This is a genomic window from Brevibacillus sp. MS2.2, assembly GCF_013284345.1.
Lineage (GTDB): Bacteria > Bacillota > Bacilli > Brevibacillales > Brevibacillaceae > Brevibacillus > Brevibacillus brevis_C.
In genome coordinates, this window is record NZ_JABSUZ010000021.1 from 48962 (window position 1) to 62334 (window position 13373).

The following is a 13373-nucleotide window of genomic DNA, read 5'->3' on the forward strand; positions in this document are numbered from 1 at the left end:
CTCTATCTATTTTTTAATAGATCCCTTCTTAAGAGCGCCGAGCTGATACGGCGCTCTCTTTTTTTGTTCGTTGGTCGTTGAGCTTTAGGTGGAGGAGAGAAAAAAGAAGAAAACGCTCAAGTTCTTGGGATACCTGCTGGGAGGCGGTTCTGCCCAGCTCCATGTAAAAAAAGAAACCCGCGTCCAAAGTCGCGCAGCTACGCAGTGTATCAGAGGTGGACGCTAAAGGCAGGTTTCTTTTTTTCCATTGCGCTTCGGTTGGTATCCCAAAGACTTTCGCTTTTTTCTTCTTTTTTCTCTCTACAGCTTTTAATTGTCCGTCGGAAGTTAAAAAACAAAAGCTATAAAATACAAAGGCGTATGATTGTAAACTCATCGATGTCTTTTTGGCGGATTCATTTGTTTTGTTGCGGTTCTGGGGTAGAATAGGAAGCGACATTATTGAACGGAAAAGAGGCATTCGATATGGACATGAAGATGAAAAGCTTACAAATAGAAGGCAAAGAAGTTGAGCTGTTGGCGGAATATCCGGTGCGGTTTGCTTGCATGGAGCATTTGGAGCAGGAGTTGGATGATTACGTAAATGATTTTGAGGCGGCGCCGGATACGTATGCGGCACAGGCGATTGAGGGCGATGGAGTAGACAAGCGTTGCCGGGAATGTGGAGAGCCTGGGCAGATTGCGCTTTTGAAAGAGAAGGGAATGTAGGATCATGCAAATTTCGATTATTACAGTAGGGAAGCTGAAGGAGAAATATTTGCGTGAGGGCATTGATGAATACAGCAAGCGTCTATCTGCTTATTGCAAGCTGCAAGTGATCGAGGTCAATGATGAAAAGGCGCCGGAAGAGATGAGCGCGGCGGAGATGGAGCAGGTGAAGCGCAAGGAAGGCGAGCGCATCCTGGCGCAGATCAAGCAGGATCAGTATGTAATTGCGCTGGCGATTGATGGGCAGATGTGGTCGTCGGAGAAGCTGTCTGCGGAGATGGACAAGCTGGCTTTGCATGGGCGTAGTCAGGTGGCGTTTGTGATTGGCGGGTCGCTGGGGTTGGCTGATCAGGTGTTGAAGCGGGCGGATACGTTGCTGTCGTTTTCGAAGATGACGTTTCCTCATCAGTTGGTGCGGTTGGTGCTGCTGGAGCAGGTTTATCGGGGGTTTCGGATTAGTCGGGGGGAGCCTTATCATAAGTGATGGTAAACAGAAAAATTGAATTTACAGTACATATGGATAAACTAAGGAAATTTAGGCATAAATATTCTAGTTAAGCTGTATTGAGAAGACAGTTCAAAGAGAGCTTGTCTTTAGCACCGATTCTTTAGACTCTATCGCTTGTACTTCTCTAAAAAATCCAGAAATTGAATGATTCAAAACTTGCTCTAGAGTGTGTAATCTATCAGGTAGTTTGTTTTTCTTATGGTTTAGAAAAATCCAGTATTCTTCCCAGTAACTAATCCAGTGTTTAAGTAATTGGGGAAAATTTACAGAAGTCTGATGCAGAATCTGAATCATGGCATGTTTCAGATCTACGCTGTGACTATCAACTACAGTACACTTAAAACGTAACTCTGGATCGTTAAAACTAGTTCCATGTAAAATTCAAATTTAGAAGGGGATATATTCCTCCCCTTTATTTCACCGTAAGGCGATGTTTCTATTTTAATTTTTTATATCTTTACAACTATCAATATAATAGTTTCACCTCATTTTGATTAATCCATTTTTCATTTCTGAAGTCCATTTATTTGGTAATTGATTGTGATAAAATAAATAATGTGTTAATAGGACAAGTTCTGATACTGTAGCACTGTATCGATTAGTGAAAAAATATTTTTGAAAAAAATAAAAAATATGTTGAATATAAAGAAGAGATTAGGAGATTTTTAATATGCCAACACTTGAATGGATAGGAAAAGATAAGGTCATAAACCATCATCAGGAAGTACCTTTTAAAGTACTTGAGAATGAATATAGCTACAGTGAAGATGGCGTTAAAGATGGGGAGAGCACTAGTGGAAATAAAATAATACGTGGGGATAACTTGGAGGCATTAAAGTCATTACTGCCACTTTATATGGGGAAGATCAAATGTATTTACATTGATCCACCATACAATACTGGTAATGAAAAATGGGTTTATAATGACAACGTGAACCATCCTAAGATTAAAAAGTGGTTAGGAGATGTTGTTGGTAAAGAAGGAGAAGATTTATCTCGGCACGACAAATGGCTATGTATGATTTATCCTAGATTAAAGTTGCTCAATAAACTACTTCACCCCCAAAATGGAGTAATTTTTATTTCAATAGATGACAATGAATATTCAAATCTGAAGCTAATTTGTGACGAAATTTTTGGTTCGAACTGCTACGTTTCTACAATTGCTTGGCAAAAACGATATTCCCGAGAAAATAGAGAGGCAATTGGAGATGTGCATGAATATATTCTTGTTTATGCAAAAGATAAAAAGGTTTTTAAAGAAACTAGAAATTTAATAGAAATGAATGAAAAACAGGCAAAAGTTTATAAAAATCCTAATAATGATCCAAAAGGGCGATGGAGACCTATACCAATGACTGCTCAAGCTGGACATGCAACAAAAGATCAATTTTATCCTATTACTGCTCCGGGAGGAAAAGTCTTTTACCCACCTGAGGGAAGATGTTGGAGTATTGTTGAAAGCACCTTTAAAGACCTATTAAAAGAAGGAAGAATTTATTTTGGTAAGAACAATAATTCTCAACCTAATACAATTAGGTACTTATCCGAAGTAGATGGGGTAGTACCATGGACATGGTGGCCTCATGAGGAAGTAGGAAACACTGATTCTGCAAAAAAGGAAATTTATTCAATACTAGGAAAAGGTACGAAGTTTGAAACTCCAAAACCAACGCAATTAATTGAAAGAATAATAAGAATTGCAACTTCAAAGGATAATAACGATATTATACTAGATTCTTTCGCTGGAACAGGTACAACAGCTCATGCAGTATTAAATTTAAATAAAAAAGATGGTGGTAATCGTAAATTTATTCTTGTAGAAATGGAAGACTATGCTGATACGATTACTGCTGAAAGGGTAAAACGTGTTATAGACGGATACTCCAATGTAGAAGCTACGGGTGGAGACTTTAATTTTTATAGTTTAGGTGAGCCTCTTTTAATTGAAAATCAATATTTAAATGAAAATGTAGAAGTTAAGAAAATACGAGAGTATGTTTTTTACACTGAAACTAATAAGACATTAAATTTAAGTGAAGACATGGGAAATGAATATTATTTAGGTGAAAAAAATGGTAGGGCTTATTATTTTTATTATAAAAAGGATGAATCTACAACATTAGATTATAAGTTCCTTTCAACTATTACTGTTTCAGCAGAAAGTTATGTCATTTATGCGGATACCAATTTATTAAGTAAAGATGAATTAGAGAAGTTTAATATTGTATTCAAAAAGATACCGCGCGATATTGCAAGGATATAAAGGGGGATTGATATTATGGAACTTAAGTCATATCAAAAAAAGGTAATAAAACAGCTAACCCGTTTTTTAGAGTTAATGAATGAAACGAATAGCACACAATTAGCTTATAACGCTTTTTGGAATGAACAAGATGTTCCTGTAGGTCATGGCGGTGTAGAACCTTATAAAAATAATATAAAAAACACTCCTCATATCTGTTTTAAAGTACCTACAGGTGGAGGGAAGACTTTTATAGCTAGTAGCTCAATAAAGCCTATTTTTGAAGCTATGGTTTTTACAAAAACTAAGGCTGTAGTATGGCTAGTACCCTCTAATTCAATATTGGAACAAACAATCAAAAATCTGAGTGATCCGGAACACCCATATAGACAAAAGTTAGATGTTGACTTTAATGGTAGGGTAGAGGTTTATACTAAAGAGCAACTATTAAATGGACAAAATTTTAATCCTACTGCTGTTAGTGAACAGCTTAGCATCTTTATCTTGAGTTATGATACATTAAGAAGTCGTAAAAAAGAAGACAGGAAAATTTATCAAGAGAATGGGAATCTAAATCAATTTACTAAATTTTATAGTTCACCTGAAACTTTAGTTAAAGGAATTGATGATACAGCTCTTATCCAAGTAATTAATCAATTATCTCCAGTCATCATAGTTGATGAAAGTCACAATGCGACTACAGACCTAAGTATAGAGATGCTTGTTAATTTAAACCCTTCATTTGTTCTAGACTTGACAGCAACTCCTAAAAAAGATAGTAATATTATTTCATATGTGGATGCCATCGAACTTAAAAAAGAGAACATGGTTAAATTACCAGTAATTGTTTACAACAGAAATAACCATAGAGATGTAATATTAGATGCAATTGATCTTAGAAATAAATTAGAAGTACAGGCATTAGAGGAACAACCCAAGACAGGAAAATATATACGACCAATTGTATTATTTCAAGCTCAACCTAAAGGAAATGAAAATAATGAGACTTTTGAAAAGTTAAAAGAAGAACTTATTAACATTGGAATTCCATCAGAGCATGTTGCAATAAAGACCTCAGAGATCAACGAATTAAAAGGTGTTGATCTATTAAGTTCAGACTGCTCGATAAGATATATTATTACTATAAATGCACTAAAAGAGGGCTGGGATTGTCCTTTTGCCTATGTATTAGCTACTTTAGCTAATAAAAGCTCCCAAGTTGACGTTGAACAGATTTTAGGAAGAATTTTAAGACAACCATATGCAAAAAAGACTGAGAATCCTTTTCTGAATATGTCTTATGTACTATCTTCCTCAAATAATTTCAGAGATACCTTGGATAATATAGTTACTGGATTAAACAGAGCTGGATTTAGTAAAAATGATTATAGGGCTCCTGAAAGTGAGTATAAAGATATTAATCAAGAAGAAAAGTCTATCCAAACAGATTTTTTTAATAGTAAAGTTATTAAAGAAAGCAGGTTATCCCAAGTTCAGGAAAAACAAGAAAAGGATTCTGATTCCATAGGTGATTTTTTTGATATTGATTTTAATGAAGTTAAGAAAATGCTAGAGGATAGAAAGACAAACGATAGAAAGACAAACGATAGAGATTCATTAGAAGATGAGATTAGCAGTATGTTTGCTTCTGCAATGGTAGAAAGCAAAGAATATTCTAAAAGGATAGATGAATTTGAGACAAATGATAATTTTATTCAACCACCGGAAATTAGGAATAAAATGAAATATTTTACTATCGAAGAAAAGTATAAAAAAGATATAAAGGATATTAATCTTCCTCAATTCTTTATCCAATCAGAGCCAAGTCTGTTTATAGAAGATGGATTATCACTTCTTACAAAAGAAAGACTTGCTGATGGATTTTCGCTAAAAGATAAAGATACCGCTATTGATTTTGATACATTGGAAAATGATCTGGTTAAAGTAGATATTGAAGGTTCAGGAGAAACTACACCTAAATATTCAAAGTTATCAAAAGCTGACAGCTTTTACTTTAAGGAGTATTTTTCAAAATTACCTCTGGAAAGTAAAGTGAGAAACTGCGAAGATATAATCTATAAACAGATAAACAAGTTAGATACTGTTGATGATAAGGAATTAAGAACATATATCAATAGAGTGATTGAAAATATGACGAAGGATCAAATAGATAACTTAGAAAACTTTGTCCACTCATATGCTGATAAGATTAAAAAGAAGATAAAAAAATTCGAAGAAGACTACCTGGAACAAAATTTTGATCAACTTATTGAACAAGGTAGTATAGTTTGTAAAGGTAATTACATATTTAAGGAAGAAATTGCTCCGATAAAGACTATTTCTACAATACCCAAATCTTTATATAAAGAAGAAGAAAATGTGAATAATTTTGAATACAAGGTAATAAATGAATTAGTTGCTCTAGATAATGTAAAATGGTGGCACCGTAATATTGATAGAAGAGGCTTTAATATCAACGGTTACCTAAATCACTATCCAGATTTTATTTTAATGACTAAAAGTGGAAAAATAATATTAGTTGAAACTAAAGGGGACCATTTAGAAAATACTGAGAGTAAGAGAAAAGTTAAACTAGGACGATCATGGCAACATCAAGCAGGTAACCTATATCGTTACTATATGGTGTTTGAACATAAAGATCTAAAACTTGAAGGTGCTTATCATTTTGATAAATTTATAGAGATATTTAAAGGATTATAAAATAGATATTTAAAAAGGAAATATTGCTTTTTGTTAAAAAGAACTTCCATAGTGAAGTTCTTTTTTTATACTATTAATTACACAAATTGAAACACTACTGGAATCCCTACGTTCATCTTCGGTTAGGGCAATTGTATTACGAACAGGAAAACCTTGATAAAGCGGCAGACGAGCTGGCCCGGGCTTATATGGGTGCCGGGATTGCGATCTTTATGGAAGATGACCCAAAGTACCTTGAGTTTCTGGAGACAAAAATAGAGATTTGAAGTTCCGGGATTAGAACAATAGGGATAAAGGTTCCCGCGGAGTTAGGGAAGTCTAAGCTGGCGGGGAAGACGGAAGAAAGGGGCTGGTTGTGCCAGCCCCTCTTTCATTTCTTTTTCTCCAACTCCGCCTTTAATCTTGCATTCTCTTCCAATAGCTTTTGAACGTCCGGGACATCCTTGCCGGAAACCCAGCCATATAAATCGTCTCTTGCTGCATACTCCGGCAATAGATCACGAAGTACCATTTTAATGTGCCGTACATCTTCAACATAATAGATAGGGATTTGTTCCATGACCGATTGCTTAAACTCTAGAAACTTCTGATAGTATTCTATTGCTGCGAAGTCGTATGGCTTTTGTCTTAATGCTTCATCTGTGACAACAAAAGCAAATCTAGGTTTGCCTGCTTCTCCGGCATACTCATATTCCCAATGCGTATAGCTCTTGGATTCATCAGGAAGCGTTAAACCATAGAATCCTCCGAGAATCAGGATATATACATCGGACTCGTCGATCCATCTCTTCCTAATTTTCATAGGACTTTCCTTGAAAAATTGCTCGATTCCAGCAGGGATATGACCGGCTTGAAGTACGGCTTCAACAGCGGTATGTCTTTCTTCAATAAGATCGTTGAAAGTAGACGATATGTAAATTTGTAATTTTTTTCTCATAGGCCCACCCAAATGAAAGAATTGTATAAAAAGAATCTACCACTCACTCACTTTATTTGTCAAAATTGACTGTGTTTTCATGCGACAAGCAAGTGATTGTCCAGTTCTCTCACCTGGATTTTTATGAATAACACCGAAGCATTGGCGGCAAATAGCCAAGCGCGTGACCAAATTTTCGCTGATAGCCCCGTCAAGCTGAGCCTTATCACAAGGTAAAGGCAAGTTTTTACAGAGTTTGGGGAGAATTTGTCTCGCCAGCACATATCGTTGAACGAAAAAGGCCCGATAGTAGCAAGGGGCCTTAGAGTTGTTTATTGGTGCCTACTTTGTCTTCGTAGTATCAGAAGCTCTCTAAAACAATTTTCCCAATGGTCCGTCCAGATTCCAGCTTCTCATGGGCGAAACGTAGGTTTGCTGCATTGATAGGCTCGAGTCGTTCAGTCAGCGTAGTTTTTATTTTTCCATCATCGATTAAGTCCGCCAGTTTATTCAACAATTCGTGTTGTTTGATCATGTCATTGGTATGAAACAAGGATCGTGTAAACATGAACTCCCATACAAACGTTACACTTTTAGAAAATAGCAAGTCCATTTTCAAGCTCCCTGCCCAAGTCGTTTTATTTGTAGGAACGATAGAGCAAATTTTACCTTGGGGGACAATGACTTCCGCCATATTTTCAAGATGTTGAACCGTATCATTCAAGCAAAGGATATAATCGACGGCGTCAATACCAACTTCCTTGAGTTGAGGGAGAAAAGGGGTGTTGTGGTTTATGATAAAATCTGCGCCGAGACCTTTAGCCCATTGAATTGACTCTGGACGTGAAGCAGTACCGATGACGGTCAAACCTGCTAATTTTGCAAGTTGAATAGCAATCGATCCTACTCCTCCGGCTGCACCGATAATCAGTATGTTCTTGTTTTCACCTGTATTTACGTTAATTCCTAGACGATCAAAAAGGCCCTCCCATGCAGTTATCGAGGTGAGCGGTAATGCGGCCGCGGCGGCGAAATCCAAGCTTCTTGGCATATTTCCCACAATTCGTTCATCAACTAAGTGAAATTCACTGTTACTGCCAGGTCGAGACACACTGCCTGCATAATAGACATTGTCCCCAGGTTTAAACATTTGGCAGTCAGGACCAACTTGTTCTACGATTCCAGCGGCATCCCAACCAAGAATTTTCGGTGAATCGGCTTCGTAGTTATGGCTTTCGCGGACGCCTACGTCTGCAGGGTTGACGGAGATTGCTTTCACACTTACAAGCAAATCACGGCCTGTAGGTTCCGGTTTATCCAAGTGCAGATCAATAAGGCTTTCCGGATTGGATATGGGGAGGTATCGGTAAGCACCGACAGCTTTCATCTTTTGGTGAGTATTCATGGGTATTCATCCTCTCAAATAGGAAATGTTGTACAGTTGCATTGTAAATCGATTCAATTACTTTAAGTAAGTACGCATATTTTTATGGTATAGTATTAAAAATCAAACCATTGGGGGATAAGCTGATGGGAGACCGAAGAAAGAAATATGGAGCGAGTCCAGATATGCAAGCATGTCCAGTTGAAACAACGCTGGATGTGATTGGTGGAAAGTGGAAGGGGATCATTCTCTATCAGCTCCTGAACGGAACAAAAAGATTCAATGAATTCAGACGCCTCAATCCGGGAATCACGCAGTTTATGCTTACATTGCAGTTAAGAGAGCTTGAACGGGATGGCATCATTCATCGCGAAATATATAAAGAGGTTCCTCCAAGAGTGGAATACTCCCTTACTGATTTCGGAAGGACTTTGGAACCGGTCATTATGTCAATGAAAGTATGGGGCGAGTCTTATAAAGTGCGGCTTAATGAAAATCCAACGATACAAGGGGAGGAGAGTTAAAGGCAAGTTGAGCAGCAACCTAAGTAGTGGAGCGGGAAGGTTTGAGTAAATGTTCAGGGAGGGAATAGTTTAAAAATAGATAGAATATTAAAGTGGTGAACATGATGAAAGCGATCTTAATCGACGATGAAGAGCTAGCATTAAATTATTTGGAGCATCAGCTATTAAATATCGGCGATTTTCAAATTGTTGGCAAGTTTACGGACCCGATGATCGGCAAACGAGAGATTGAAAAAAATGAGATTGATATTGTCTTTTTGGATATTCAAACACCAAAGCTAAACGGTATCGAGTTGGCCGAACAGCTTTTGGAAGTGAAACCTCAATTACAAATTGTTTTCGTCACCGCATATGAGAGATATGCGATTAAAGCATTTGAGCTGAACGCCCTTGACTATGTCTTAAAGCCAGTTGGCAAGCAACGTCTGCAAAATACAATGAAACGAATTCAATCCATGATGGAAGAACATACGACCTTCTCCCTTCAGAAATCGGAGAATTTACAAATGAGTCTGTTTCAACAAGTAACGATTGTAGATGGAGGCCAGGAAATCCTACTTCGTTGGCGAACTGCCAAGGTGCAGCAGTTGTTCTTATATTTGGTTCAACACAGGGGAACGGTGGTTAATAAAACGGCGATCATAGAGTTGCTCTGGCCAGAGCTTGAACCGGAAAAAGCCTATCATCAATTGTATACGGCTATCTATCATATTCGCAAAACGTTGGAGCCATTTAGTAAACATTTTCAAATCAGCAATACATCAGAAGGCTATAAGGTAAGACTAGAACAAACCATCTTGGATGTGGATCAGTTTGAGCGTTTTTTTCGCTCTGATTTATCCTTATCTGCGGAGACGATTGGTGAATATGAACAAGCCATAGCTCTGTGTAAAGGAGATTATTTGCAAGAGCATAATTACATATGGGCTGAAAGCGAGCGTCAAAGATTACAACTGCAATGGGTGCAAACCGCCGTGAAAGTAGTGGATTGGTATTACGCCAATGATGAATGGGACAAAGCCATCACGCTATGTTTGGACATTTGTCACCGTTATCCGCTCGAGGAAGAAGCTTATTTTTTCCTTATGAAAATATTTGCTGACATGGGAAGGCACTCTTCGGTTCACAAGCAATACGATCAATTAACGAGTGTGTTATGGAACGAATTGCAAGAACAGCCTAATCCGGCTATTACAGAATGGTATCAACTTTGGAAGCAGAAAAATAAGGAATAAACCAAGTGGATTATTCCTTATTTTGGGATTCTGAAAGTAACGATCGTACCTTGGTCAGGTGAGCTATCAATCGTTAATCCCTGGCTATATAGTTGTTTTAGTCGCCGTTCGATATTTCGCAGACCTACGCTTGCTCTTTTTTTGCCATGCCTGGTTTGGCTGAAAAGTTGATTCAGATCTTCCTCTGGTATCCCTTCCCCATCGTCTGCGATTGAAACTTCGAAATACTCCTCTTTGTCTTTGATGTGAATCCAGACTGTTCCCCCACTTGTGCGTTGCATTAAGCCGTGTTTGATTGCATTTTCGACTAGCGGTTGTATGGATAAGGGCGGTAAACAAAAATCGAGATCAGGGTCCAGATCCCATTCCACTTGCAATCGATCGCCAAATCGTTGCTTCTCGATATACAAATAAGATCGAACAAGGTCAAGTTCATCGTGAAGCGAGATAACGGGTTCAGAATTATGAAAGTCGAAGCTCAAACGCAAATAGTTGCTAAACTCTTCAAGCAGTGCCTGCATTTTCGTGAAGTCCTGGAGTCCCAAGGCGGCAATTGAATTTAATGCGTTAAATAAAAAATGAGGTTCGATTTGTGATTGTAACCATGCTCCTTCCATACGCAAACGTTCATCGAAGGAGATTTTAAACTCTGTTAAGGCTTTTACTCTTGCCCTTAATTCCCAAGCATCGACGGGTTTCTTAACATAGTCGTTCGCTCCTGCTTGAAAGCCGGCTATGATATCCTCGGTACGATTGCGCGCAGTCAAGAGCAGGACAGGCAGTTCTAAAACAGAGAATCGTTCCCGGATGATGCGTGTTAGTTCATAGCCGGATACGTGAGGCATCATGACGTCTGAGATGACCAGATCCACCGGTTTACGTTCCAGTATGGACAGGGCTTGCTGAGCGCTGGTTGCCGTGCTTACTTCATATTGATCTGATTCAAGCATTTTGCTAAGGATGTTTAGGTTAATACTGTCGTCATCCACAACGATAATTTTTGCTTTTCTATTCATAGAAGAAACCGTTTCTGTCGGTGTCGTGATTCGATCAGTCGTTGCAGCGGCCATTTCTAGTGAAGTCTGCATCAATGTCTGAGCGCTGCTTTCTTCTATTGGAACAGAATCTGTAGCTAGTGGGAGTGTAAAAGTAAAGGCAGAGCCTTTTCCCAGGGTGGACTGAACCGATAGAGTACCGCCGTGCAGCTCCACCAACTGTTTGGAAATATGTAAGCCAAGCCCGAATCCGCCACTTGCTCTAATTGAATTCAGTTCCGCTTGTTCATAAGGTTGAAAAATGGTTTGCAGAGCCTTTTCCTCGATACCAACCCCAGTATCCTCTACGTGGATATGCGCAAATCCTTTCGACGTTGTCGCGCGAATCGTGATGGTTCCTTCATCTGTAAATTTAATGGCATTATGCACCAAATTAAAAAGAATTTGAATCAGCCGATTTTCATCTCCCCGAACAGAAGGAAACGAATCGTCTATTTCCACTTTTAAAGCAATCGGTTTTCCGTCCAGCATCAGCTTCGCCATATCGAAAACACCAGCGAAGATAGACTGCAGGTTTAATTTTTTCTCATGCAGGCGAATGGTGTTCTCCTTTAATCGGGTTACATCCAGTAAATCATCTAGCATGAGCGTCAGACGTCTGCTGACATGCAGGAGAATATCCAGACGCTTTTTGTGTTCTTCATGAAGGGGCGTGTTTGTATCCTCGATAATCGATTGTGTGATATTGATGATGCCATGTAATGGGTTTCTCAGTTCATGAGAAGTATTTACCAAAAATTCATCCTTGCGCTTATCCTCTTGCTGTAATCTCTCAGCAAGATGTTTCGTCTCAGTCGTTGCCCGGAAAAATCGTCTAAACCAATATGCCGCAAAAGCAAGTACGGCAAAGATCAGATCGAAGGGGTAGTGAACAAATTCTATGCCTAATATGGCATAAGCAATCGTCCAGATCACATTCACCCCTACATACAAGCAAGCTAGCAGGAGAAATATAATGTCTTCCTTGTCCCGAATGGCTTTCCAGAGTATGTAGGCAGAAATAATGACGGATAGGAGCATCACGATAGAGAGCATTCTGCTCACCGCTAAGATAGTTCCAGCAGGTACAAGGAGGATGAAGATGGCGTATAAGCTGCACAAGCCACCGAAACCTTTTAAAATCCATCTGTTCAGATAAGCAGGAAGCAGATGATGAAACAAGGCAGGTATGAAGGCGACTGCACCAACATAGACGAGAAATGTCAACTTAACGGTCCAATCATAGTCGAACTGCAACCAGACAAATAATAACTTGTCATCGGCTGTTACCACAGTCAATATTCCACAAATCATGACCAAAGAGAAATATACCAAGCCTTTATTTCTGGCACCCAAGAAGTACAGGAGCAAGGCATATAAACTATGGATCAGAAACACGACGAGTAATAATAGTTGCAAACTGATGGAGAGGATCGTCCGCATCTGTACAGCTTCTATCGTACCGAAGCGAATAGTTTTTGTGATTCCTCCTGCCCCGGCATCATTGGAAGCATGGATAAGCAACTCTACTTGGCCTTGTTCTGGTGTCAGTTTGACAGTATAGGGAATATTGCGTGCCTGATGCTCTATGAGGCTGGTTGCCGGTTGTCCCACCTGGGCGACTAATTTCCCATTGGCATAGACGGCCGAGGCAGTTCGAAGCTCATTGATCCTGAGCCCAAGTGTCTGTTCCTGTTCCGGATCAAGCAAGATGCGTAGTCGATACGTGCCGAAGTGGAAGGAGTCCGGTATACCCTGCTCATGAACAAATGTCTCATCCCACCGACTGGGCACTTGGAGGTATGTCTGTCCCTCAGGTTTCTTCAGGCCGTTTCCCTCTATGAACTGAGAAGGGAAGAACTCCCACTCCCCATCCAACCGTAATGTTTGGTATCCCGAGAATTCCCATCCACGCAAATCAAGTACGCCTTGTACAGCCACTGGTTTTTCAGCGTAGTCAAAGGTGGTAAGAAAACTCATCCAGAGTAAGCGAATGGCTGTTACCACTAGTAGAGCAACAACGATTATTTTCGTCCATTTCCAGGCGACTGTTTTCATTTCAATGATTACCCTCAATGAATAGTAGTAAGAAAATTGT

10 protein-coding genes and 1 pseudogene are annotated in these 13373 nt (G+C 39.0%); 7 read left to right on the forward strand and 4 right to left on the reverse strand.

Going from position 1 to position 13373, the window contains the following annotated elements; translation table 11 throughout:
* Positions 1–28: 28 nt before the first annotated feature.
* Positions 29–376 (reverse strand): hypothetical protein, encoded by a 348-nt coding sequence (locus HP568_RS18795; RefSeq protein ID WP_173629897.1) that lies wholly within the window; start codon positions 374–376, stop codon positions 29–31.
* A 65-nt stretch (positions 377–441) separates the two neighbouring features.
* Between HP568_RS18795 and HP568_RS18800 the strand changes: the two genes are divergently transcribed.
* The 5 genes and pseudogenes from HP568_RS18800 to HP568_RS18820 form a co-directional block, all read left to right on the forward strand.
* Positions 442–708, forward strand: coding sequence for a CxxH/CxxC protein (locus tag HP568_RS18800; protein WP_232773731.1), 267 nt, complete (start codon positions 442–444; stop codon positions 706–708).
* Between the two features lie 4 nt (positions 709–712).
* The gene (rlmH, locus tag HP568_RS18805; protein WP_173629898.1) at positions 713–1192 is read left to right on the forward strand and encodes a 23S rRNA (pseudouridine(1915)-N(3))-methyltransferase RlmH; all 480 of its coding nucleotides are present in this window, start codon (positions 713–715) and stop codon (positions 1190–1192) included.
* A gap of 694 nt (positions 1193–1886) precedes the next feature.
* Entirely contained in the window at positions 1887–3482 is a 1596-nt protein-coding gene (locus HP568_RS18810) for a site-specific DNA-methyltransferase (RefSeq protein WP_173629899.1), read from the forward strand.
* A 15-nt stretch (positions 3483–3497) separates the two neighbouring features.
* A complete protein-coding gene (locus HP568_RS18815; RefSeq protein ID WP_173629900.1) occupies positions 3498–6182 on the forward strand; it encodes a DEAD/DEAH box helicase in 2685 nt (894 codons plus the stop codon).
* 101 nt (positions 6183–6283) lie between these two features.
* Positions 6284–6448: pseudogene (locus tag HP568_RS18820) on the forward strand (tetratricopeptide repeat protein); the annotation flags it as partial.
* 104 nt (positions 6449–6552) lie between these two features.
* Here the strand turns inward: HP568_RS18820 and HP568_RS18825 are convergent.
* Positions 6553–7119, reverse strand: coding sequence for a DUF4062 domain-containing protein (locus HP568_RS18825; RefSeq protein WP_173629901.1), 567 nt, complete (start codon positions 7117–7119; stop codon positions 6553–6555).
* Between the two features lie 340 nt (positions 7120–7459).
* Positions 7460–8503, reverse strand: a complete 1044-nt coding sequence (locus tag HP568_RS18830; RefSeq protein ID WP_173629902.1) for a zinc-binding alcohol dehydrogenase family protein — start codon at positions 8501–8503, stop codon at positions 7460–7462.
* A 125-nt stretch (positions 8504–8628) separates the two neighbouring features.
* Between HP568_RS18830 and HP568_RS18835 the strand changes: the two genes are divergently transcribed.
* Together HP568_RS18835 and HP568_RS18840 are read left to right on the forward strand one after the other, a co-directional pair.
* Entirely contained in the window at positions 8629–9006 is a 378-nt protein-coding gene (locus HP568_RS18835) for a winged helix-turn-helix transcriptional regulator (protein ID WP_048035439.1), read from the forward strand.
* A 101-nt stretch (positions 9007–9107) separates the two neighbouring features.
* Positions 9108–10241, forward strand: a complete 1134-nt coding sequence (locus HP568_RS18840; protein ID WP_254551344.1) for a response regulator — start codon at positions 9108–9110, stop codon at positions 10239–10241.
* Between the two features lie 17 nt (positions 10242–10258).
* Here HP568_RS18840 and HP568_RS18845 read toward each other — a convergent pair whose 3' ends face one another.
* Positions 10259–13333, reverse strand: a complete 3075-nt coding sequence (locus tag HP568_RS18845) for a hybrid sensor histidine kinase/response regulator (protein ID WP_173629903.1) — start codon at positions 13331–13333, stop codon at positions 10259–10261.
* Between the last annotated feature and the right edge of the window lie 40 nt (positions 13334–13373).

Coding starts and splice junctions, on each gene's coding strand:
- HP568_RS18795 (WP_173629897.1), bottom strand. CDS start 376: ATGAGTTTACAATCATACGCCTTTGTATTTTATAGCTTTTGTTTTTTA.
- rlmH (WP_173629898.1), top strand. CDS start 713: ATGCAAATTTCGATTATTACAGTAGGGAAGCTGAAGGAGAAATATTTG.
- HP568_RS18810 (WP_173629899.1), top strand. CDS start 1,887: ATGCCAACACTTGAATGGATAGGAAAAGATAAGGTCATAAACCATCAT.
- HP568_RS18815 (WP_173629900.1), top strand. CDS start 3,498: ATGGAACTTAAGTCATATCAAAAAAAGGTAATAAAACAGCTAACCCGT.
- HP568_RS18825 (WP_173629901.1), bottom strand. CDS start 7,119: ATGAGAAAAAAATTACAAATTTACATATCGTCTACTTTCAACGATCTT.
- HP568_RS18830 (WP_173629902.1), bottom strand. CDS start 8,503: ATGAATACTCACCAAAAGATGAAAGCTGTCGGTGCTTACCGATACCTC.
- HP568_RS18835 (WP_048035439.1), top strand. CDS start 8,629: ATGGGAGACCGAAGAAAGAAATATGGAGCGAGTCCAGATATGCAAGCA.
- HP568_RS18840 (WP_254551344.1), top strand. CDS start 9,108: ATGATGAAAGCGATCTTAATCGACGATGAAGAGCTAGCATTAAATTAT.
- HP568_RS18845 (WP_173629903.1), bottom strand. CDS start 13,333: ATGAAAACAGTCGCCTGGAAATGGACGAAAATAATCGTTGTTGCTCTA.